Origin of the sequence: Pollutibacter soli (genome assembly GCA_029269725.1) — a bacterium.
Taxonomy (GTDB): domain Bacteria; phylum Bacteroidota; class Bacteroidia; order Chitinophagales; family Chitinophagaceae; genus Pollutibacter; species Pollutibacter soli.
In genome coordinates this window covers 311160-335747 of sequence record JARJHS010000007.1, presented here as the reverse complement: position 1 = coordinate 335747, position 24588 = coordinate 311160, and the positions used below count along the sequence as shown (strand labels likewise).

Here is a 24588-nt window from a genome sequence, read left to right as displayed (position 1 = left end):
CATCTCAGGCGGAAACTTTTTAATTTGCCTGTATTATGTCAGCCTGGGCAACTTGTTTTCTCATTTCCTGGTCGATTTCCCAATTATTTTTCGGGGTTGATAAACATTTACCAAATGGCCGAAAACCAATAGTCACCGAAACAAAATCTGCCGGAAATCTTTTCGAATCCGATTCCATTCTTGAAGTCGTAATTGAGGGTGATATCAACAAACTCCTGAGGGATCGGTTTGACGATGCAGTAAAACATCCATTGACACTTACATATACTACTGACGATAACAAAAAGGTTGTCGTTCCGATAGAAGCCAAAACCCGGGGGCACTTCAGAAGAACACAGGGCGATTGTACTTACCCTCCGTTAATGCTTCATTTCAGAAAAAATGACTCAACAGATAACTCCATTTTTAATGGCCAATCAAAGTTAAAACTCGTGGTCCCATGCAGAAGTGAAGAACTGATTATAAAAGAGTGGATGGCATACAAAATGTACAATCTGCTAACGCCACAAAGTTTTAAAGTCAGGCTTTTAAATTTACAATGGAAGCAATCCAATAAAAACAAACAGGAGAAGCCGATTTACGCGTTTTTGCTGGAAAATGAAGATGAAATGGCGGCAAGGAACGGAAGCTTTTCTGTTAAACGAAACCATCTTTCACCTACAGCCACAGACAGTTCTGCATTTTTCCGGATGGCAATTTTTCAATACCTGATCGGGAATACCGACTGGTCAATACAGTACATGCAGAACATCAAACTCATTACAACGGATACGAATTCAGTTTCCATCAGACCAGTTACTGTTCCTTATGATTTTGACATGTCAGGCTGGGTAAATGCGCCTTATGGAAAACCTGCCCCGGAACTGATGCTTGCCAGTATTAAAACCCGTCGTTTTCGTGGATACTGTATTCCAAATACATCTGTGTATGACGAAACGCTGAAGCAATTTGAAGATGTGAAGACTTCTATATATCAATTGTTAGAAACAAATGCTAAGCTTTCACAGAAAACAATTTCAGTTCAGAAGGAGTTTCTGGACCAGTTCTACACTATGCTATCAAAAAGAGATCGGCTTGATCGTGATTTATTGTATCCATGCGATAAAAACGGCACCGGCAATGTCGTAATCAGAGGCCTGAACGTTGAATGATTTTACTCTACGGCTATAGTTGAGCGTTAGTAAAATTATCAGCCTTTGGCCGTATGCGAAAAAAGCTTGTCATGACAAGTTAAATCCCATAGTCGCTGCATCAATGCTCCTGTTTTCAGGTATTTTATTTCTTTCCGGTAAATATGCTTTCGGGAAGGCTTTTCCTTAACCGAAAAGAATTAATTTACCCCTTCTTAAAAAACGATTAAGCTTTGCGTATATCAGCACTTATCATCCTGTTGCTGGGAAGCATTTTTTCAGGAGATGTACTTGGCCAGGCAAGTTTCAAAGTCCGCGGAAGGGTGCTTGATTTCGATACCCATCAACCGATCAAAGATGCATCGGTAATGATCACCGAAACCCAATCGGGTACCGTCACTGATGACAGTGGTTTTTTTTCAGTCAATGTTTTTGTTACTGATGCAACCCTGGAAATATCTGTGATTGGATACGTTACATTCATCCGTTCATTACATCTGAATACAGAAAACAAGTTTCTCAACATCACTGTTAAGAAACGTGCAAATGAAAAACTGGATGAAATTGTAATCAATGCGTTTAAGGAGAAAGTAAATGTAAATGCAGCGCAAATGAACATTGTGAAACTAAATCCTGAAGCCATTAAACGCGCTCCATTACTTTTCGGTGAACCGGATATTATCAGGGCATTAATTACACAGCCTGGCGTAACAAACCAGGGGGAAGCTGCAGGTGGTTTTAACGTACGTGGCGGTAACGCAGATCAGAATCTTGTGTTGGTTGATGGCGCTCCTTTATTCAATACTTCGCATCTGTTAGGCTTCTACACATCAATCAGTCCCGATGCCGTACAGGATGCGACGCTTTATAAAGGAGGCATGCCTTCCGAATATGGCGGCAGAATTTCCTCGCTGCTTAATCTTCGAATTAAATCTGGATTCTCGGAAAAAATGAAATTTTCTACCGGGATCAGTCCTGTAAGTTTTCGTGCAACCGCCAGTGGCCCTATCATCAAGGACAAACTTGTTTTCACGCTTGGTGGACGGGTAGCATATCCCAATTTTATTTTGAGGCAGTTTCCTGGAAAATTCGGAGACAGCAGAGCTTTCTTTTATGATGGCATTGGCAAACTCGATTACCAGATAAATGCGAAAAACAGGTTGAGTTTAACAGGATATACCAGTTTTGATAAGTTCAAGTTTGACAACGAAACACAATACGAATGGCGATCTGACCTGGTGACAGCGAATTATTCTTCCGATATTGGTGCAAAATTTACGCTCAGACTCAATGGCAGTTACAGTAAATATGCTTCAAACATTGACAACCTGCCACCTAATTATGAGTTCCGGATAAAATCTACTATAGCGCAAACACAGGGGAAAGCAAGCTTACTGTACAAAGTCAGTAATAAACACCGCTGGGAAGCAGGAATCAATTACATCAGGTCAGTTATATCGCCGGGCACGCGAAATCCTACCTCTGACTCCAGTTTTATTCTACCATTTACTGTTGAAGAAGAACAGGGGCACGAACTTGCCGGATTTTTAAACTGGGAATATGATTTTTCAGAACGCGTTTCATTACAGGCAGGTGTGAGATACACAGGTTATGCATATCTCGGCGAGAAAAAGGTATACCACTACGAAGAAGGTGTACCGATGACAAAGGAATCTATTACTGATTCCACGGTGTATGGAAAAAACAAACCAATTGCAAATTATGGTGGTTTTGAACCACGAATAACCCTGCGGGTCAGCCTCACCGATGATTTTTCGTTCAAAGCAAGTTACAACCGTGGGCAGCAATTTCTTCAGCTGATCACAAATACTACTGCAATTTCTCCTGTCGATTTCTGGAAGTTGAGTGATTCACATCTGAAAGCACAATATGGAGATCAGTTTGCTGCTGGTTTTTTTAAAAACTTTTCCGGGAAAAAATATGAGGCCTCAATAGAAGGCTATTACAAGAAAGCAAAAAATCTTCTGCAGTACAAAGACGGTGCTAAGCTGTTGCTTAACCCATATATAGAGACCGCTTTGTTAAACTCGCAGAGCAGAGGGTATGGCATCGAGTTCAGTCTTATAAAAAATGAAGGGGTTATGACCGGGCAGGTAAACTACACTTACTCGAGAACCAAAGTGCAGGTAATGACTCCATTCTCTAATGAGCAGGTGAATAATGGGCAATGGTATCCGGCGGATACTGATCGTCCGCATAACCTGGCTGTGATTACAAAATTCAGATTGGGTAAAGGCTGGACCTTTAATGCAAACTTTGTTTATGTATCGGGCCGGCCCGCCACATATCCTGATGGAACATATTCTTACAACGGTACCATCGTATTTGACTATTCAAAAAGAAATACCGACAGGCTTCCTGCAAATCACAGGCTCGACATAGGATTATCTTATGTAACGAAAAGGTTCCAGGAACAAAAAAATTACAGTGTCTGGAATATTTCAATTTACAATGTCTATGGTTACGACAATGCATACTCAATTTATTTCATCCGGAACGCAGCTACGCTGCAGGCAAAGCAACTATCGATTATTGATAGTGCAATCCCGTCGATAACCTGGAACTATTATTTTTAAAATGAAAGCGATCCAAAAATATTGTTTGCTCGGCCTGTTTATTGTTGTTTCCGCAACATCATGCATTAAAGATGTTGAAGTGCCCCTGCGATTTGAAGGAGAAAGACTGGTGGTAGAGGGACAGATCAGCAACGAACCCGGCCCATATAATATAAGGCTCACCCTATCAGGTGCAGTAGCTGCGGGAACGGCAGTTCCCGAAGAAAAACAGGTTACTGATGCGCAGGTTAGTGTGCGCGATGACCAGGGAAAAATAATTCCTTTTGTACACACCGGATCAGGTTTCTACCAATCCGATGATCCGTCTTTCATTGGTGAAGTCGGAAGGTCCTACTCTGCAGATATAAGACTCGCAGATGGAAGAAATTTTATATCGCTACCCGAAAAAATTCTGACACCGGTTCAGATGGATAGTTTTCAGATCAGGTTTGTTCCTGATTACAACCGGTTTCATCCTGCGTATTTCAGGACTTATATTTACACAACAGATCCAGCAGATCAGGAGAATTATTATAAGTGGGAAGCTTATGGATATACCCGTCGTAAAACTTTAGGGGTCGGATGCGGGTTTTACTGTATCATGTTTGATAAATGTTTACAATATCGTACGGACAATGAGATGAGTATTATGTCAGATGCTGATATCAATGGGGGCCGGATTATTGACAAAGGAATTTCTAACTCTTATATTTTTGATTACGGCACCCATTTTATCGATTTTTCTCAGCTCTCGATTTCAAAATCCTACTTCCAGTTTTTACAACAGTACGTTGACCAGGTTGCCAGGACTGGCAGCATTTTCGACCCGCTCCCGGCTTCCATCAAAGGAAATATTGTAAATGCAGCTAATCAGAATGAATATGCCCTTGGTTATTTTTCTGCCCGGTCAGCGGTTCATAAAAAAGTAATCATAACTCCCTATTACATTACTGAATATTTACTGGATGTTTCCGCGAATGCTTTCTTTGAAAGAGTATCGCAACCTTGTTTTGATGTGTACCCGGATGCCGTGAGATACGATCCACCACCTGCTCCACAGGTTCCACCACCGCCAGGCTGGGAAAACGCAGACAGTGTGAGGGTGAATTTTAAATTTCCCTGATCACTGAATGAAGAAGCTGATAGGATCTAATCCTTGATCCCTTTCGCACTCCTGTCTTCATACAGAGGTCTCGGATAAAGTTTACGTGGATTTGATTTTATGAGCTTCATTGCTTCCTCAACTGCACGAAGTAGTTGTGGATCTTCTCCTTTTGCAAGTTTTGCAGGATCATCCCATATTTCAATTTCTGGTTTGATCCCATAACCTTCAGCAAACCATTTACCATCTGCACTATATAATCGGGCATCCGGCACCGTTATATAACCTCCGTCAATTAAGCCGTGTGTTGTGGCCGGGCCTACCAGTATTCCCAGTGTACGCTCTCCCACAATCGGTCCAAGTTTAAGCTGTTGAAATGCCCAGGGGAAAGCATCACCACCCGATCCTGCCCAGCCATTGATCAGCATTACTTTCGGACCATTATTAGCTTTCACCGGCCATACTGTTACCTCAGCATCTCGCCATGCAAGATTATACAATACCGGTCTGTTGAGCATCTCTATAAAACGATCAGCAAGTTGTCCGCCTGCATTGAAACGCTCGTCAATGACAAATCCTTTCTTATCAATCTGACCATAAAACTGACGCATGAGTTCTGTTTGACCTGGCACTCCTGTGTTAGGCATATACATATACCCCAATTGTCCACCTGATAATTCCTCTACTTTTTTGCGGTTCTGTTCAATCCATTCGAGATGTCTTAATCTCGTCTCCTGACCAGGCGTGAGTGTTGTCAGCACCACTTCTCTCGAACCCTCATATCCGGGCTTGCTATTGACACGTAACACTATTGTTTTTCCTGATAATCCTTCAAAAGAAGCATATGGATCTTTTGCCGGATCAATTGCACGACCATTTACTGAAATCAGATATTCACCTTCTTTTACCTGCACGCCTGATAGATCAAACGGTGATTTCACTTCACTATCCCATGGTGCAGATTTTATAATACGACTGATCCTGTAACCACCCTCATCTTTCGCCCAGTTGATACCAAGAAAACCATGTATTCTTGAACTTGATTGCTCCTGGTCACCGCCGCCAGCATAGGTATGACCTGCACTGAGTTCAGAGATCATCTCTAACTGAATATTGTTTACATCCCAACGGGTGATTGCATCATCAATCAAAGCTCCATATTGTTTCCTGATTCCATCCCAATCCACTTTATGCATATTAGGATCATAGAAGAAATCACGATACCTGCGCCAGGTATCATTGAATATCTGTTTCCATTCTTCACGGGGTTGCAATATCATTTCCATTTCACCGGTACGTAATTGTTTTTCTATTCGCTGATCCGGGGAAGGCTTTACAATTCCGTAGCCTGATTGATTTCCGGTAAGAATTGATTTTTTATCTGCAGATAAAACAAATCCACCTGCTCCATTGAATAAGGTTTTTTCCTCTTTTTTCTCGAGATCATACATGTAGATAGAGCCTGGTCCCGGCACAGAGCCGGTATTTGGGAACCTGGTGTAGATCAATTTTCCTTCGATTGCCGAAAGCTGTCCATAGTTGCCAGCCGGAATCGGCAAAACTTCCATCCTGTTTTCAATGCGTTCCAGAACGAAATTGATTTCAGGTGTTTTAGTAGGCTTTTGCGTTTTAGAAGAATCGGCAGATTTTATTGCTGTATCTGTTTTTGCTGCTTCCGTAATTTTTACTTCATCATTCTTCGGAAGCAGGAATGATTTCGCTGTCGGATCTAGTGATGTAAACGCAATCTGCGTGCTGTTGGGATATATCCATGTTCCATCATTTCCATAGGAAGGATTGAAATTTCTGTCTGTCATGAAAAATAAATACTTACCTGTGGGATCAAATACGGGTCGGCTATCATTGTAAAATCCGGATGTGGCCTGTGTAAGATTTTTCTTTTCGATGTTGTATAAAAAAATCGCATCATTGTGATTGCTGATCGATTTTGAATATGCGAGCCATTTGCTGTCTGGCGACCAACTCACTTCGAAAGATTGTAATGCAGAGTAAGTGAGTTCGGTTGTTTTATCAACCGGTGAAATACTGCCGTCGGCAATATTTAGTAATTGTATCTGCTGCTTTTCGTTGATGAATGCAATCTTCTTGCTATCCGGTGACCACATCAGATTCCAACCCATCCCCTTTGAAAATGATGTCATTTTCCTGGGTTTCTTATCTGTCTGAGGTTCGTACAGGTAGATTTCATTTTCTCCTGACTGATCACTCCAGTAAGCGATATATTTTCCGTTTGGTGACCATGCCGGGCTGCGATCAAATGAGCCGCTGCTGTTGGTAAGATTGATTACAACGCCATTTTCAGCAGGAACACTGAACAGATCTCCACGCGCTTCAAACACGGCCCTCTTTGCGTCGGGAGAAATATCGTAACTGCTTATACGACTACCCACATTTACAGTCCTTGGCATAATCCCAGCCATGTCAGCCAAAACACTGATTTTTACTTCTGCGTATTTGTATGTTGAAAGATTAAGCAGGTACAATTTTCCACCGGCTTCAAAAACAAGATCATCCGGCCCGGCAGACATATAATTAACATCAACATCATCAAATTTAGTCAGCGCTTCCTGTGTCTTTTTTACCCTGTCATAAACATAGATATTTCTGCGTTTTGCAGCACCCGCATCTGAAACAAAATAAATTCTGTCCTTGACCCATGCAGGTTTGCCTTCAGTAGCGTCGCTATGTGTGATATTTTCAGCCGAAATTTTTTTAAGATCGAAGAGAATGACATCTGAAGCCATACCACCGCGATATCGCTTGAAAGGATAATTTTCAGTTATGCGCGTAACATAAGCGAGCTCATTCCCATCAGGAGAAAAACTAGCCAACTCGCCGTAAGGCACGGGCAATTTTTCAGGAAAGCCGCCGCTTTTATCAACCAGGTAAAACTGCCTGAACGCCTGGCTCCCACTTTGGCGGGAAGAAGCAATCAGGATCTTCTGTCCGCCCGGATGCCAGTCAACAACCCGATCATTCAAGGCATTCCATGTAAGTCTGGCCGGAACACCACCCGAAACCGGAACAGTGTACACGTCTGCGTTACCATCATAAGTTGCAGTGTAAGCCAGTGTTTTACCATCTGGAGAAAAACGAGGAAAAGATTCTTCTCCGGTAGAAGAACTGAGTCTTAGCGCGGTACCTCCCGTTTTTGAAACGAGCCAGATATCTCCCCCGTAGACAAAACAAATCTGGTTTGCTGAAACATCCGGATGTCTGAATAACCTTGCATCCAACTGAGCAAGACAAGCTGTAACCCAAAAAAGACTTGCTGAAAGAAGAATCGATTTTCTCATTTTAAAGGAATTGATTGGAAGGGGATTTTTAAAAATAGAATCTTTATCCCATCATCAAAAATTTAAATGAGAGAGTGTGTTGATCAGAGATCAACGGTAATTTTTTCTGACGAATTAAGGAAATGGTCTCAGGCAGATTTCCTGAGTGCAGAACGATGTTTGTTTTGCAGATATTTATTGTAGATAATTTCACTCATCGGCTTGGAGTACACTTTGCTCTCGACCCATGAAATGATATCCAGGTAAGAAAATGCCCTTGTTTCAAACCTGTTGTTTTCAAATTTCTTAATAACGGCAAGAAACTTTTCCAGCTCCGGTTTCATTTGCCTTGCAGGAATATGGAAAGAATGACGAAGGAACCTGAAAATTTCTTCTTCCACAACAGTCAGATTTTTCATCTTCGCCATAAAGCGATAAACGGACTTAATCAGTGAATCAATGATTTCATCGTTTCCTAATTCATAGTGAGCCAACAGGTGCAGCAAGCGTGCATAGCACTGAAGATCATTTCTCAGATCACCGGGACCATTAATGATTTTTTGCAGATAGTCAATCGAGATTTCGTAACTGCCATTGCCAAAATAGAGTGTTGCTATTTTATAATTGAATACAAGAATGCGATGTGGGTCGAGGAAGAGTCTGTGCTCTTCCAGATGTTCTTCAATTTCAGGTACAAGACTCAGCCCTTCTTTAAAAGTACCGCGCATCAGGTGATAATTGATTTTGGCTCCGTCTATATATACTGCTGTATGCGCTCTGAAATTATCATGAATCAATGCAGCAGATTCTCCGGCAAATTCTTCAAATTCATGAAGTGTTTGTTCAAAACCTATAAAGTCCCGGAGAACAAAGTGTGCATTCAGCAGGTTGTGCATGCCTTTGATATAGTGACCGGTTTCTACATTCACCATCATCGGTTCCTGCTGATATAAAATGATCCACTTTTTGCTGTACCTGTAATACATCAGGAAATCCTGTCGTATATATCCATACCAACAATAGCTCTGGTAAAGATATAACAGCTCATAAAAATCAGTAATCGTTTCAGGGTTTTCGGGAAGATGTTTTGTGAAGAATTCTTTTATCCTTACCTCATCCTGCTCATTTCTTGAGTGACCATTCTGCACATACCATCTGTACAGCAGCAATGCAAGATTGGACAGTTTAACCACCCGATCGATATGACCGCTGATCATTAACGCTTCATTCGCGAGGCTCTCTGTTTTATCCAGCGTACTTCTCGTGATATGAAGTGTCTCAATTTTTTTTTCGAGCGAAATTACCTGCGCGAGATAATTGAATTTATGATTTGCTTTTGCTGTTTCCTTCGCTTTCTCGAGGATTTTCAACGCCTGTAACTTCAACCCTTTATTGTAAAGTACCCGGGCATGATCAAGCATCTCGCTCAATTGCAGGTCGGTGTTTTCTGCAGTCTTAAGCAATCTTAAACTGGCAAGCAGCTGTTTGTATAAATGGGTTTTTAAATTATTGAGCTGAGGCTTCGTAACATCATTAAGCTTCTTCAATAACAACTTTTCATCATATTCGGGTAGCTTATCCAAGGCGTCAAAAAGCTGGATAATTTTCAGATCCTGTTTGCCTGAACTCCGGGTGATATAGAGTTTAAAATGGCGTTTTTCGGATTTTTCAAGTGATTTCACCAGGAGAAATAATATGTCTGTAGAACGGTTGGGCATCATTACAAAATTAAGCTGAAATCCACTGCCATCAAGGCTTTCCGAATTTCTTCAATCCTTTTGGGATAATGAATTTTCCAATAAGTTGGTTTGAGTGCCTGAAAAATACGACCTACTTTCGATGTATCAAAGGAACACGAAGTAAGATTAAGAGATAGCAAGCAATCGTTGAGGAAGTTGGCAAATAATCGAAAAGGTCGTAGAATAAAAAAAAACTAGATAATTACAGTATAGAAATATACTTCGAAGATTTTCATATGGCAAGCAATCGTTGAGGTCACTCCGTTTCTACGGCGTGGCTTTTTTTTTATGGCACCACGAATATAACTGTTCTCCCCGATCTGCCAAGTTTTCGATGAATTTTTTTTAAGAGAGTCAAAGTTTTCTTAGTATTTTCCTTAAGGTCCCTGTAAAAACATAGATTAGTTTTAAATATGACCGGGTAAGTGTTAATTAAATGTTACGTACTAAAACGTTTTAACACCGGGTCCTTGACATTTTGAACTACTCATTTGTCTGCTATTAAAAGAAGCCTCTTTTCGTCTTCCTGGATATATATTTACAGATTTCATGCGTATACGATTGATAAATTTCATTTTCCCTGGTAACTATTTGCTGTGCGTATGTTTAGCGACCCTGTTTTATGAAATTTCATGGGTTTTAACAGCCAGATTTTATTCATTTCCTGGCTTATTTTCACTGGATTTTCCCAAAAAAGTTGCGTTCAGCCTGTAATTTTTGGTGTTTGGCGATTTCATTATTACACCGCAATTCCCAATTCTAGTTTTACTGAAAATTGAAAAAATGAAAAAGATTCTATCGATCGCATGTATTCTGTTGCTTTTTACAGGCACAGGATGCCTGAACACATTTTATCCCATTTTCGGTGCTGATGATGTTATCGATCCAAAACCAATGTATGGCGAATGGTTTTCCGGAAACGAGAAAATGATCATTACTCCTGCAGATCATCTTTCCTATCAGACAGCAAAAATTCCTGCCAAAGGAATGATCGTCAGAGAATTCAATAGCGAAGGAATTGAGGAAACCACCAACCTCGCCTTCCTGGTTAAAATCGGAGATCATTATTTCCTGGATATGTTCCCCGGTAACACTCCTGGCGAATCTGAAATGGATCCCATATTCCGCTCAATGTTTTTAAAGCAACACTCTGTTTATCGTGTGGACTCATTTCAACTGGGAAACAAATTGTTTATTCAACAGGTAAGTGATCACCTGATCCGGGAACAGCTTGAAAAAAAGAAAATCCGCATCCCAATGATATCCCGCGGAGATGAATCGATCATTCTCGCAAGTACTTCGGAATTGCAGACGCACATCCGCAAATACGCGAACGACCCGGTTCTTTATGAAAGCAACTCCTCACATTCTTATCATCGTTCAAAATAAAAAAATGAAACGCTCAATTATATACTTTTCAATTCTGTTCATCATTTTTGGTCTCAGCAGTTGCCTTCATGTTTTTCAACCCGTGTTCGACGAAAAAGACCTTATATCAATCGACATCATCGACGGAAAATGGACGATGAACTCAACATCGGTCACCATTGAGAAAGCCAATAAAAGCAGGATCATGGATATGCTGAAAATTGACATCGGGAAATCAAACCCTCCTGCAGTCGTGGAGAAGGCAGATAGTATCCGGCAGGATAAATCATATGTTCTCAGTTATGGAAAAGGCGAACTGGTTTATCACTACTCGTTACAAATTGCAAAGATCAATGAAACTTTATTTGCACAGGTAATTCCGATCATTGCCGCTCCAGAAGACACGACAAAAAATTTTGAAAACAGGTACGTTGGTTTTTTAGGACAGGATTTCATAGGAACTTATGCAATTGCAAAAGCTTCTATCGATGGAAAAAACCATCTGAGTTTAAATTTCCTGGATGGAGAAAAGATCAAACAACTTATTCTTGAAAGTAAAATGAAGATACCTTACGCATATGATGCTGTTTTTGACAATTTCCTGATTACGGCGAACAGTGCTGTACTTAAAACTTTTCTCAGCAAGTATGGCAATCGTGATGATATATATTCTTCGGTTCACCTCTATTCTTTAAAACGGTAAAGGCTAAAAATGTACAAACTAAATTTCCGGAACAAAGGCACCAGGATCGCATTACACGTGATGTTCTGGTGCCTTAGTTTTTACATACTGCTGCAGGCTTTCAGCTATGGAAATAAACCTGCTACTGTGGATTTCATTTACTGTTCCCTTTTTCATCTGTTCCTGGTTCCTCCGGTATATTTTAATCTATATTTTCTTTTACCGAAAACCGGAAATAAGATTTCATGGTTCTTATATCCGGTTATACTAGTTACTCTTATATCGTTATTTGCATGGCTGAATGTTGGGTTTTTTAACAACTGGTCAGCAACATTATTTCCCGACTACTATTTCATTTCATTTTACTCATGGAAAGAAATAGCTGGAATCATTTTCATCTATGTGGCCATTACAACTCTTTTGACCCTTTCCAAATCCTGGTTCGCTGTAAATGAATTGCAAAAACAACTTCTGCAGGCAGAAAAAGAAAAAATTCATCTGGAGCTGGCATCATTAAAATCACAAATCAATCCTCACTTTTTTTTTAATACACTTAATGGGATTTATGCAATGTCTTTTAAAAATAACCCTGATCTGGCAGCAGCGGTAATTCGTCTTTCAGATCTGATGCGTTATTTTATTTATGATTCGGCAGCAGAAAGAGTTCCTCTCGAAAAGGAAATTAAAGTACTGGATGATTATCAATCTCTCATGCGGCTGAGAGCAGATAAAACAGCAGATATCCGTATGAAAGTAACAGGTGATCCTGAAGGAAGATCGATTGCACCGTTGTTATTAATCAGCTTTTTGGAAAATGCTTTCAAGCATGGTATTAAGGGCGCAAGAGAAAACACTTTTGTGGATCTGGTCATAGAAATTTCTCCAAACCTCATAAAATTTTCATTAAGCAATAATAAGGGCAAGGCAGATGAATCGGATGTCCGGGAACAGGGTGGTATTGGGTTGGAGAATGTAAAAAGAAGACTTGAGCTTCTTTATCCAGCAAAATATACACTTGATGTAATTGAAAACGATGAAACTTATCGCATAGATTTAAATTTGAAGACATGATGGCTATTCAATGTATCATAGCAGAAGATGAACCTCTCGCAAGGGATATACTTGAAACATATATCAATGATCATCCGGCTTTACAACTGATAGGTAGCTGCAAAGACGCGTTCGAAGTTCAGTCATCACTCTCCGAAAAACCGTGCGATCTTTTATTTCTAGATATCAATATGCCACAGGTGTCAGGGATTAATCTGCTTCGTTCATTGGTGAACCCGCCCCTTGTTATTTTCACGACTGCCTATCCGGAATATGCTGTCGAAGGATATGAACTCAGCGCCGTGGATTATCTTTTAAAACCATTTTCATTTGAAAGATTTTTGAAAGCCGTTAATAAAGCACAAACTTTACTGAGGTCTGCAGAGGCATCAAAACAAACTACAACCAACAACGATTTTCTATTTTTCAAAGTAGATAAGAAATTGAAAAAAGTTGAAGTAGCTGCTATCCGGTTCGCTGAGTCGATTGGCGACTACGTAAAACTTCATACATCTTCAGAAACGCTCGTTTTAAGTGAGTCGCTTAGAAATCTGCAGGAACAATTACCGGAAAAAACTTTTTTCAGGATACATAAATCCTATATTGTTTCATTGAATCATATTGAATTTGTGGAAGGAAACTATGTACGGTTGGGTCAATCTGACCTGCCTATCGGCGCCAGCTACCGTGAAGAATTTATTGAGAAGCTGCAGGAAAAGAACCGGAAGAGAAACAAATGACTATTCGCTGGCATTATTCTTCCACCAGCGGAAGCCTACATAGCCCATAATCGCGAGTGGCGCAGCCATAAGGTATAGGATACCAGCATTCAGGGCTTTGGCGGGTTTGTCGCCCATCTGTTGAGCCGTCTTTGTACAAATTGAACATTGAGCATTGGCCTGCATGCTGAACAATGAGCCTGCACAAATGAACATCATAAATAACAACCGCTTCATAAATAACCCTACTTTTAATGCAAAGTTAAGGGATCAAATCTTTTCATATGGAATCAGTATCAGAAGCATTAAATAAGGCGACAAGTATTCTCAAATCATTGAATGGGAATAGTTTAACAGCCGATCACCTCGACTCTATAGTAAGTCAGCTTGACTCGGTTGATGTTAATGAGCTGCTTGGACAGATTCCCGAGCCCCCGGGAACCGGTTTGGATGATGTTGAAACGAAGAATAAGTTCCAACAAATAGCCAACGACCTGAATAAAACAGCTGATGCGTTTAATGACGAACTGGAACGAATAAAAAGAATGAGAAGCACCTTAAATCTTGACGCTTTGGACCCTGTTATTCAGTCTGCTAAAAGAATTATACAGCCTGTTTTCAATTTTACTGCTGACCTTGAATTCAATGATGACTAAAAAAAATAAAGGCTGCACTTTTGCAGCCAGTATCCCATCCGCGTTCAATATGTTTTAGTGGCTTGTCACCACGAGGTTTAGCTAATTTGTTGCGAAGCAAACAAAGCTCCAACCAGTATCGCCATTATCAGAACCAGGAACTTGTTCATTTTTTTCTTTGCTTTCAATTGCGATACAAAAATATATCGCAATAGTTGAGCGCTTATTCGTCATTGAGTAATCGGCAGAAAAACTGAGTGGTTTGCATTTTTGGGTTATTACAGGAAAACAAACAGTATTGATGGTTAAGCATCGATGTTATGCAAAAAAAAGAGAGCCGCTTGAAGCAGCCCCCTGGTGTCCGGTGTCTGGTTAGTCTGTTTGTGTTATTTCTCTTCTGTCGGTTAATCCCTTGTCAAATAAAATACTGCTTCGCCTGTGGTGTCGGATCCATATCCATAAGTACCGGATAATTTACCCGTTGCCGGGTCGTAAGTTGCTTTCAACGAAACAACCGTACCATTATCGAATGTATAAGTACCTGTTAGTATGTTGTCAGAGAATGACCAGGAGCCGGTTGCACCAACTGTTCCTGAAGCTGCCACACGTTGCAACACACCATTCGATTTAAAAACAAGCCCGTAATAAGAATTTGGTACTACTTCTCCATGTTTCCCGCTCCATTTACCTTCCAAATTAAATGCCGGTTTTGCATCATCTTTTTTGCAGGAAAACATTGCCATTGTAAGGATCATAATGCCTGCCGTAATCAATCTTAGTTTCATCTCTTGAATTGTTATGATTAAAAATATTTACTGAACAAATCTAGTTTGATGAACGACGGGCTAAAAGAGGTGTTGAGTAGATGGTAGTTTTATTGCGTAACCTGCAGATTATTTTTTAATTCACTATTTGCCAACTTTTCGTAAGTAACGTAGCAGCATAGGCGAAACAACAGAAATAAAAAAGGCAGCTGGTCGCTGCCTACACTAAATAAAATTTGTCTACTAGAATTTTTCAAACATCTCCATAAATTCCTGGCGTTTCGAACGTGAGATACTCACAGTGGCATCATTATTCATAACAACATATCCTCCATCGCCTCTGACATATTTTTTAATCTGGTTTATGTTAACCAAATAGGAATGATGTATTCTGAAAAAATCGGGACCAGATAAAGCTTCGTCAATATCTTTTAAGGATTTGGATACAATTACCTTTCTCCCGGCAGAAAGCATCACGATAGTGTAATTGCTTTCTGCTTCTGCGTACATTATATCTTCCGTGGGAATAAACAGTAAGCCATCGTTGGTCGTAAGTGCAATTCTTTTCGGAGTTCCTCTTTGTGGTTGCTTCAGGGTCTGCAACAATAGATCCATCTGCTCTTTTGAAGGTTTATTCTTTTTCATTTCGATCCTGGCGACAGTAGATTTAAGATCCTCCGGATCTACAGGTTTGAGCAGATAGTTCAATGCGCTGTACCGAAATGCTTTTAATGCAAACTGATCATAGGCTGTGCAGAATACCACGTCAAAATCGAGCTGATCAAATCTTTCCAGCATGTCGAATCCATTCATATGCGGCATTTCGATATCCAGGAATATCACATCTGGTTTGTGAGTTTTTATGGCCACGATCCCCTCCTCACCATTACTGCACATTGCCACAATCTGTACTTCAGGGCAATACGTTTTCAACAACCACTCCATCATCTCGAGTGCGTTTCGTTCATCATCAATCAATACACAGCGGATCATATATATTCTTTTAATTTTCTATTGGAATTGTCAATATCACTTTCGTCCCCGTCGCAAGTCCCCGGGTTTCCACCAGGTCTTCAATCTTTACTGTGGCATGCGTTGTTGTATGACTGTTCAGCAGGTTCAATCTGCTTTCTGTCAGTTTCATACCCAGCGATTTTCTTGTTGTGGCAGATTTACTTTTCATCTCTTTCGCTTTTTCACGACCAACACCATTGTCTTCGATAATACACTCGAGCAGGTTTCCATTCTTTACACTTACCCGAATACTCAAATGACCAGCTTCTTTTTTATGTAGCAATCCATGCCAGATGGCATTTTCAACGTAAGGCTGAATGATCAATGGTGGCACCTCGATACTATCTGTGTTCACGTGCGGGTCAACTTCAATATGATAAGAAAATTTCTGTTCGAAACGCAGCGATTCCATTTCGATGTAAAGTTTCAGGGCCTCCAGTTCATTTCCCAGGATTACATTTTTGCTGTTTGAGTTATCAAGAATTAATCGGATCAGCTTTGCAAATCTTGTCAGATAAAGTGAAGCAGTTGCCTGGTCACTCTTGATGATATAACGATTGATCGAGTTCAGGCAATTAAAAATAAAATGCGGATTCATTTGTGCACGGAGCGCCTGCATCTCCATATCACGCATTCTTTGCTGTACTTCATTTAGTTTATCCTGCGCATTGATCCTGTCCGTTTCCGCAGTGACCCTGATGATTTTATTAGCACACAGAGACGCAATAGTGGTTAGCATCATCAGATGACGGCCGTTGAAAAAGTTTTTCTTTGAATGTTCGCAATCTATAATGCCCAGCACTTTCCCGTCAGAAATGATCGGTACAGTGATCTCAGAAAAACGTTGCTTGTCATCCACTACGTAACGTGGATCTTTTGTTGTATCATTGATCAATTCAGGTTTACCCGAGGTGGCAACAGCGCCGACAATACCTTTGCCGACCGGAAGTCTTAATGGAGAAATGATCCGGTTATGTTCATCCGTTTTCGGACCATAAGAAGCTTTCTGGACAAGAGTATTATCTTTCTCATCCAGCAGGTAAATAACACAATCTTCGAAGTTCATTTTACCAATACAATTCTTCGTTACATCCCACAAAATGTCTTCGACTGTTTTTTTATCATTCATGCTTGTCGCGAAATAGTTGATCGTCTTCTCTGCTTCGATCTGATCCCTTTGTTCGTCGATCTTTTTATTCCTGTTCCGGATGAGCAGGATGAAAGCAATCAGCAACAATATCGCTACCGTCACCAGGAACCACGGTCTCTTGATTACCGGATCAATAACCTGTATCACAACCTGGGTTTCCGGAGCATTTTCGTCTACCTGAGAAACACCTCCTTTTACTCTGAAACGATAAAAACCACCAGGCAGGTTAGTATAGCTGGCAAATCCATGATTTCCTGCATTAATCCAGTTTTCATTGAATCCATCGAGCTTGTAACTGTACTGAATTTTCGGTGCGTTGTTAAAATCAACAACAGAAAAATCGATAGAGAAAAAATTCTCCCCCGGGAAAACTTTCAGCGTGTCACCAGGTGACATATTGCGGAGTTTATCGTTTACACGAAACCCTGTAAACTGTACATGAGAAGCGCCTCTTCCCGAACGCATATAATTCGGATCAAAGGAAAAATAACCTGCTGTTGTTGGAATCATCATCTGGCCATTCTCCATCATAGAAATATCGAGGGCCACATTATGCCGGTTCAGGTATCCATCTTCCTCTCCATAATTGATCACCGTTTTTTTCAAGGGATCGATCATAGCTATTGAACTAACGGTAGTAGCCCAGATATTACCGACACTATCCAATGCCGCATGCGTAACAATATCACCGATAATACCATCGATGGCCGTATATGATGCTACCACTTTAAAATCCTTGCCCGGATCGGTCTGTACAAAACCTTTTTCAGTCCCAAACCATATATAACCGTGTTTGTCTTCAATTACCGTTCTCACTTTGTTGCTGTAATAGTCGCCATCACGCTGAAGGTTAACCGTAACCAGAGTTTTTTTCTGCGGATCAAAATACCTTATGCCGCCACGGCGACTTGCCAGCCAGATTCTGTCTTTAGAGTCCCGGATCATCGCATTGATATAGTTGAAGGGGAGAAAATGATCCTTATCTGCCAATGAGTAGTAATGCTGTACATACCCTTTATCAGGATTGACCACGAAAACACCTTTGAGAAAACTCGCGATCCACAAATTCCCATCACGGTCTTCCAGCATTGAATAATATTGATTTGATCTATCCTGTTTTGGTGGCTGAACAGCATGGATCTTTAATTTTTTGACTATTGTGTCAAACTCAAGCAGATGATCACGTGTAAGAACCCATATCCTGCCTCGATGATCTTCAAGAATATCTTCTACAAGCATAAGCTGCTCCTCTGAAGCAAGAAGAGGAATTTTAATAGAAGATGTTTTTCCGGTGCGAAGATCTTTTACCTTCAGACCGTCCGCATAATATGTCGCAATTAACTCAAACCGATTTTTCTTATCGCGCCATACTTTCTTTATCTGGTAAAACTGAAGGTTATCACTTTTTGAAACGGATACATGGGTGAAATTGAAAAGACGTGGTCGCTGTTCAATTTTAGTTAATCCTTTTGCATGACTGATCCATAAATTATTATTCCTATCCCTCATCACCTGGTAAGCCTGCAGGTTGGGTAGTTCCGAGGCGGAATATTCTTTTTCGCGTAAGAAAATAGAGAACTCAGCATCTGCAATATCAAAATAACCAAACCCTTCATCGGCACTCGTCAACCATATACAATCGTCGCTGCAAAATGTAAGGCTCGTGATAATATTTTTCGTTGGTGATTTCAGTTTCTGATACCTGAAATTTTTCCATTCACCAGAATTAGTATTATAAGATGAAAGTCCGCCGGCCCAGGAGCCAAACCATAGGGTTCCCGTTTTATCCAACAACATTGAAGTAAAAAGATCATCCCGGAGAGCAGCAGTTGTAAAGCCCTTTTTTCTGACAGGCAGCATCATTTCTGCTTTTTCATTGTAATAGTAAAGTCCGTCATGAGTAGCAAACCAGGTAACACCCTTATTATCCTGTAAGCCGGCATAAGCAGTGTTATAAATCCGGATGGATTCCGCATCATACAGCTTACTCGTATCCGGCACAATATCAAAATGACGAAATGAAATTCCATCATCTGTTGTCCTGAACAAACCGTTGCGCGAGAGTCCGACCCAGATATTGTTGTTATTATCCGCAAACAGCATGGCGACCTGTTCCTGTATGGGGTTCTGCCATTTGTCCGGAATTTTGTAGTTGTAAAACCGGTTTGTCGAAGGCTCATACCTTGAAATTACTCCTGTTGAGAGCCCTGCCCAGAGGCAACCTTTTCTATCGATCATCAGTTTGGAAACGAAATTGCCGCCGATGGAAAAACTGTCGCGGGAATCATTTCTGTAAGTGGTGAAATGAAGCCCATCGTATTTCATCAGGCCGTCATGTGTAGCCAGCCAGATGAATCCACAGGAATCCTGCACCATGGCTTCAACAACGGTCCTGATTCCATCCCTTACGCCATACGTGGTAAGCTTCCATTCCTGGTCGGGCTGCGCAAAGCAAAGGTTTGTCCATACCAAACACAGCATGAGACAAATGATAACAGCTACCGACTTTAGCTTCCGCATTCCATCAATTTACTTAATAATACTTGTGATCCTGATCAAAAAATGATTCAGCAATTTCATTGGTTCCCGGTGAAATGGAACACAAACAACCGGAGATTCAATTGCTTAGAGAAAAAATTCTTTTGTTGCTCCGGCAGATCCAATGTAAAGGCCTTCCTGTTTTTTACCGGGTTACAGTCCGGAAATTTATCCGATCTGATGGGAGCCTGGCAGCCGAATAAAGCCATGATTGGCACGAGCAAAGCCAACCTGAGATAGTATGTTTTTTCTGAACTCATTTACAGCACAAAATTAGATTTCCGCATAAAAAAACAGCCGCTCATTGAGTGAACGGCTGTTTTTTCGCGTATTTGACATTTTCCGCATCAGACGGCGTCTGCCTTCATCTGCTTGGCTATTCTGTTCCTTTCGTTTTCATCCAGCACCACTTTACGCATCCTTATATTTTTGGGAGTTACCTCGATACATTCATCCTGCTGGATATACTCCATGCACTCTTCCAACGTCATCAATGTTTTTGGAGCAATGCGGGTTGCATCATCACTTCCACTGGCGCGGTGGTTGGTCAGCTTTTTACCTTCAGTTACATTCACTACCAGGTCACCCGGTTTAATGTGCTCGGCAACGATCTGACCTGTGTAAACTTCTTCTCCCGGATCAACAAAGAATGTGCCCCGGTCCTGGAGTTTATCGATGGAATAACCCGTCGTTTTTTCCAGGTTTTTTGACAACAACACACCGTTATTTCTTCCAGGGATCGGACCTTTCCATGGTTTATATTCGAGGAAACGGTGAGCCATAACCGCCTCGCCGGCAGTGCTCGTCAGCATATTACTTCTCAGGCCGATCAAACCTCTTGAAGGAATCTCAAATTCCAGGTGTTGCATTTCACCTTTTGATTCCATTACCTGCATTTCACCTTTCTTCTGCGTCACCAGGTCAATCACCTTTCCACTATATTCTGATGGTACGTCCACAACGAGGATCTCATAAGGCTCATATTTTCTGCCATCGATCTCCTTCACCAATACCTGCGGATTTCCCACAGTGAGCTCGTATCCTTCCCTACGCATAGTTTCCACAAGTATTCCGAGGTGAAGTATGCCCCGTCCGTAAACCAGGAAACTATCAGCGCTATCTGTGTCCTGCACTTTCAGTGCAAGATTTTTTTCTGTTTCTTTCATCAACCTGTCGCGGAGGTGGCGAGATGTTACAAATTTTCCATCCTTTCCAAAAAATGGTGAGTTGTTGATGGAAAACAGCATACTCATGGTAGGCTCATCAACGCTGATAATCGGCAAAGCTTCGGGATTTTCAGGATCGGCAATAGTATCACCGATATTGAAATTCTCCAGTCCAACTACAGCACATAGGTCACCGGCATTTACTTCCTGCACCCTGCGTTTGCCCATTCCTTCAAAAACATAGAGCTCTTTTACTTTCTGTTTCTTAACACTGCCATCGGCCTGCATAAGGGAGATGGTCTGGTTTTCTTTTATTGTATTCCTTTGCACTTTTCCGATTGCGATCCTTCCGAGAAACGACGAATAATCCAGTGAAGTAATCTGCATCTGCAGGCTGCCTTCAGATACTCTTGGTTCTGGAACATATTTGAGGATACCATCCAGCAACGGAGAAATACCCTCGATCTGGGTCAGGCTGTCATTAAACCAGCCATTTTTGCCAGATCCATAATATGTGGGGAAATTCAGTTGTTCTTCTGTTGCATCAAGGTTGAAGAAGAGTTCGAATACAGCGTCATGAACCTCGTCTGGGCGACAGTTCGGCTTATCAACTTTGTTAATTACCACAATCGGGTGCAGATTCAGCTGGAGGGCTTTCTGAAGCACAAACCTGGTTTGCGGCATCGGGCCTTCAAAAGCATCTACCAGGAGGATTACCCCATCAGCCATTTTCAATACCCTTTCCACTTCTCCACCAAAGTCGGCGTGGCCCGGCGTATCTATTACATTGATTTTTACATCTTTATAAGTTACCGAAGCATTCTTGCTGAAGATGGTGATGCCTCTTTCCCTTTCCAGATCGTTGGAATCCATGATCAATTCACCGGTTTCCTGGTTCTCCCTGAATACTTTTGTCGCATGCAGGATCTTATCTACCAGGGTGGTTTTTCCATGGTCAACGTGTGCGATGATCGCTATATTTCTGATTTCCATATTCGTAATAATTAAGGCCCGGTTTTATCCTGCCCTTTTTTTCAGGCTGCAAAATTACAGTAATCTTGCCGGGGAGACAAATGTCAGAAGATGGCAGGCAGTGATTTCACAAAAACTTCTTAATTACAAAAAGCAGAAGTGAAATAAAAATACTCAATAATATCATAGTTGTAAACGGAAAATAGAAACTGAAATTCTCTTTTTCAATCCGAAAATCTCCCGGAAGCCGACCCAGCCAGCTCAGTTTGTTACCAAAAAAATGCCAGATCAATCCTATCAGAATCAGGACGATTCCTGCAATAATTAACGATTTGGCTTTTACTGGAAACATTTCATTTTAACAGCTTCTAAAATTCCGATTATTTTTAATAAGGTAAATTTATCCATATGAAAGGATTGCGGATTTTTCTAATCGTCATTGCTGCACTTTTTCTGGTTTACTTTCTTGGTCCCAGTCCCGGAAAGCCGCAGTATTCAAATTCATTACCATCGGTACCTGATAGTGCAATGGAGCTTGAAAATTTTGTACGTGCCGAAGAATCTGCGCATAAAATCAAACCGGATAATGAAGCGAGAATATTATGGTTTGACACCGCACACAAACAGCCAACCGAATATTCAGTTGTATACCTGCATGGGTTCTCCGCTTCGCAAATGGAAGGATCTCCGACGCATAAGGATTTCGCAAAAACATTTGGATGCAATTTATACCTGAGCAGATTGGCCGATCACGGACTTGATACTACGGAACCATTGATGACTTTAACCGTAGATAAGTATTGGGAAAGTGCGAAAGAAGCTTTGCAGATTGGCAAAAAAATCGGGAAAAAAGTAATACTGATGGGTACGTCGACAGGCGCATCAAATGCTTTACAGCTCGCTGCTACTTATCCTGATGATATATTTGCTTTAATTCTTTTTTCTCCCAATATCGCCATCAATGATCAGAACGCTTTTATTCTGAATAATCCCTGGGGGTTGCAGATTGCACGACTTGTAAAAAACGGTGACTATAACTTTTCTTCTGACACCAGGGATATTTATAAACAGTACTGGTATTGGAAATACCGGTTGGAGGGTGCGGTTGCACTGCAGGAAATGCTTGAAACTGCAATGACAAAAGAAACATTTGAAAAAGTAAAACAACCTTTACTGATGCTTTACTATTTCAAAGATGATGAGCACCAGGATGATGTTGTTCAGGTAGGCGCCATGTTGAAAATGTTTAAAGAAGTTTCCACCCCGGCGGATCAGAAAAGAGCGCTGGCTATTCCCAATGCCGGTGATCATGTCATTGCCTCCCCACTGAAATCAAAAGATGTAGAGCTGGTCAACCAGGAACTATACAAATTTGCCGACCAGGTTCTTCACATGAAACAGGCGGAATGATTTTAGTTCGTTTTGAAACAGTTTCAATTTAGGCGCATTTTTCAGACTTTCGTATTTTGATCCAAAATCAACTCTGCTTTTCATATGAAGCAATCCATTATTGCCGGTATTGGTAAGTATGTTCCCGAAAATGTAGTATCCAACAGTGATCTCATCAAATACATGGACACCAGTAATGAATGGATTGTAGAGAGGACAGGTATACAGGAACGTCGTTTTGCAGATCGCACAGGAGAAACAACCACTACAATGGGCGTTGAAGCCGCAAAAATTGCTATTGAAAGAGCAGGACTCACCACCGATGACATAGACTTTATTGTTTTTGCAACACTAAGCCCGGATTATTATTTCCCCGGCTGTGGCGTACTGGTACAACGTGCATTGAAGATGAAAGAAATTGGCGCACTTGATGTCAGAAATCAATGCAGTGGTTTTGTTTATGCATTGAGTGTTGCCGATCAGTTTATCAAGACCGGCATGTACAAAAACATTCTAGTCATTGGAAGTGAAAAACATTCTTTTGGTCTGGATTTTAGTACGCGCGGAAGAAATGTGAGTGTGATTTTTGGTGATGGCGCCGGTGCTGTGGTCTTGCAGGCTTCAGATGATAAAGAGCGTGGCATTCTCAGTACGCATCTCCATAGCGACGGCGAAAGCGCTGAAATTCTTGCCATGTATAATCCAGGCACCCATGCCAATCACTGGATTGATAGAAAGCTTGCTGATTTTGAAGAAGCCGAGATCGGAGAAATGTTTATGAGTCGAGAGATGGTGGATAAGGCACAGTTATATCCATTCATGGACGGTCCTGCAGTTTTCAAAAAGGCTGCAGTTAAATTTCCGGAGGTAGTCAGGGAAGCGTTGGATAAAAACGGCTATTCTCCTTCTGACATAAAAGTACTGATCCCTCACCAGGCAAACCTTCGTATCTCCCAGTTTGTACAACACGAGTTGAAACTCAGGGACGACCAGGTTTATAATAATATTCAGCGATATGGAAATACAACTGCGGCATCTGTACCCATTGCTTTATGTGAAGCATGGGAAGCAGGCAAAATAGACAAAGGCGATCTTGTTTGTCTTGCTGCATTTGGAAGTGGTTTTACATGGGCCAGCGCCTTGTTAAAATGGTAGAACATATAAGGTTGAACGTGTAACGTTAAACGTTGAACGTTAGCCTAAGATTATGTTGAGCTTTTCCAGGTTTCAGATTTTCACTTTACGTCGAGCCTTCTTTTACCAATTCTAAAGCCTGCCCAAAAATGCAAGAGCTTACG

18 protein-coding genes are annotated in these 24588 nt (G+C 41.1%); 10 read left to right on the top strand and 8 right to left on the bottom strand.

What is annotated here, in order from left to right; translation table 11 throughout:
- The first annotated feature begins 35 nt into the window (after positions 1 to 35).
- From P2W82_RS18015 to P2W82_RS18005, 3 genes are all read left to right on the top strand, one after another.
- A complete protein-coding gene (locus tag P2W82_RS18015) occupies positions 36 to 1151 on the top strand; it encodes a hypothetical protein (protein WP_336517316.1) in 1116 nt (371 codons plus the stop codon).
- A gap of 212 nt (positions 1152 to 1363) precedes the next feature.
- Positions 1364 to 3727: a TonB-dependent receptor gene (locus P2W82_RS18010; protein ID WP_336517315.1), complete on the top strand. Its 2364-nt coding sequence runs from the start codon at positions 1364 to 1366 to the stop codon at positions 3725 to 3727.
- Between the two features lies 1 nt (position 3728).
- A complete protein-coding gene (locus P2W82_RS18005) occupies positions 3729 to 4829 on the top strand; it encodes a DUF4249 domain-containing protein (RefSeq protein ID WP_336517314.1) in 1101 nt (366 codons plus the stop codon).
- Between the two features lie 26 nt (positions 4830 to 4855).
- Here the strand turns inward: P2W82_RS18005 and P2W82_RS18000 are convergent, their stop codons facing one another.
- Together P2W82_RS18000 and P2W82_RS17995 are read right to left on the bottom strand one after the other, a co-directional pair.
- On the bottom strand, positions 4856 to 8125 hold the full coding sequence (locus P2W82_RS18000; protein WP_336517313.1) for a S41 family peptidase: 3270 nt from the start codon (positions 8123 to 8125) through the stop codon (positions 4856 to 4858).
- A gap of 128 nt (positions 8126 to 8253) precedes the next feature.
- Entirely contained in the window at positions 8254 to 9822 is a 1569-nt protein-coding gene (locus tag P2W82_RS17995) for a hypothetical protein (RefSeq protein ID WP_336517312.1), read from the bottom strand.
- Positions 9823 to 10626: 804 nt separating this feature from the next.
- Between P2W82_RS17995 and P2W82_RS17990 the strand changes: the two genes are divergently transcribed.
- Genes P2W82_RS17990 through P2W82_RS17975 form a run of 4 tightly spaced genes read left to right on the top strand, consistent with a single transcriptional unit; the run spans position 10627 to position 13683 of the window.
- Positions 10627 to 11232 (top strand): hypothetical protein, encoded by a 606-nt coding sequence (locus tag P2W82_RS17990; RefSeq protein WP_336517311.1) that lies wholly within the window; start codon positions 10627 to 10629, stop codon positions 11230 to 11232.
- Positions 11233 to 11236: 4 nt separating this feature from the next.
- A complete protein-coding gene (locus tag P2W82_RS17985) occupies positions 11237 to 11914 on the top strand; it encodes a hypothetical protein (protein WP_336517310.1) in 678 nt (225 codons plus the stop codon).
- Between the two features lie 9 nt (positions 11915 to 11923).
- On the top strand, positions 11924 to 12964 hold the full coding sequence (locus tag P2W82_RS17980) for a sensor histidine kinase (RefSeq protein ID WP_336517309.1): 1041 nt from the start codon (positions 11924 to 11926) through the stop codon (positions 12962 to 12964).
- Entirely contained in the window at positions 12961 to 13683 is a 723-nt protein-coding gene (locus P2W82_RS17975) for a LytR/AlgR family response regulator transcription factor (protein WP_336517308.1), read from the top strand. The genes P2W82_RS17980 and P2W82_RS17975 overlap by 4 nt, the downstream gene beginning before the upstream one ends.
- Here P2W82_RS17975 and P2W82_RS17970 read toward each other — a convergent pair whose 3' ends face one another.
- Positions 13684 to 13899, bottom strand: a complete 216-nt coding sequence (locus P2W82_RS17970) for a hypothetical protein (RefSeq protein ID WP_336517307.1) — start codon at positions 13897 to 13899, stop codon at positions 13684 to 13686.
- Positions 13900 to 13946: 47 nt separating this feature from the next.
- Here P2W82_RS17970 and P2W82_RS17965 point away from each other — a divergent pair, with 47 nt between their 5' ends.
- Complete coding sequence (locus P2W82_RS17965; RefSeq protein ID WP_336517306.1) at positions 13947 to 14318, top strand: hypothetical protein; 372 nt, start codon at positions 13947 to 13949, stop codon at positions 14316 to 14318.
- Positions 14319 to 14701: 383 nt separating this feature from the next.
- On the opposite strand, the gene P2W82_RS17960 is transcribed toward P2W82_RS17965, so the two are convergent.
- From P2W82_RS17960 to P2W82_RS17940, 5 genes are all read right to left on the bottom strand, one after another.
- Positions 14702 to 15082 carry a hypothetical protein gene (locus P2W82_RS17960; RefSeq protein ID WP_336517305.1) on the bottom strand — a complete coding sequence of 127 codons (381 nt, stop codon included), beginning with the start codon at positions 15080 to 15082 and terminating at the stop codon, positions 14702 to 14704.
- 222 nt (positions 15083 to 15304) lie between these two features.
- Positions 15305 to 16054, bottom strand: a complete 750-nt coding sequence (locus P2W82_RS17955) for a LytR/AlgR family response regulator transcription factor (protein WP_336517304.1) — start codon at positions 16052 to 16054, stop codon at positions 15305 to 15307.
- A gap of 10 nt (positions 16055 to 16064) precedes the next feature.
- Positions 16065 to 19745, bottom strand: coding sequence for a two-component regulator propeller domain-containing protein (locus tag P2W82_RS17950; protein WP_336517303.1), 3681 nt, complete (start codon positions 19743 to 19745; stop codon positions 16065 to 16067).
- A gap of 365 nt (positions 19746 to 20110) precedes the next feature.
- Complete coding sequence (gene typA / locus P2W82_RS17945) at positions 20111 to 21922, bottom strand: translational GTPase TypA (RefSeq protein ID WP_336517302.1); 1812 nt, start codon at positions 21920 to 21922, stop codon at positions 20111 to 20113.
- A gap of 106 nt (positions 21923 to 22028) precedes the next feature.
- Positions 22029 to 22253: a DUF2905 domain-containing protein gene (locus P2W82_RS17940; RefSeq protein WP_336517301.1), complete on the bottom strand. Its 225-nt coding sequence runs from the start codon at positions 22251 to 22253 to the stop codon at positions 22029 to 22031.
- 56 nt (positions 22254 to 22309) lie between these two features.
- On the opposite strand from P2W82_RS17940, the gene P2W82_RS17935 reads away from it, so the two are divergent.
- Together P2W82_RS17935 and P2W82_RS17930 are read left to right on the top strand one after the other, a co-directional pair.
- Positions 22310 to 23311 (top strand): alpha/beta hydrolase, encoded by a 1002-nt coding sequence (locus tag P2W82_RS17935; protein WP_336517300.1) that lies wholly within the window; start codon positions 22310 to 22312, stop codon positions 23309 to 23311.
- A gap of 84 nt (positions 23312 to 23395) precedes the next feature.
- Positions 23396 to 24445, top strand: a complete 1050-nt coding sequence (locus tag P2W82_RS17930) for a 3-oxoacyl-ACP synthase III family protein (protein WP_336517299.1) — start codon at positions 23396 to 23398, stop codon at positions 24443 to 24445.
- The last annotated feature ends 143 nt before the right edge of the window (positions 24446 to 24588 follow it).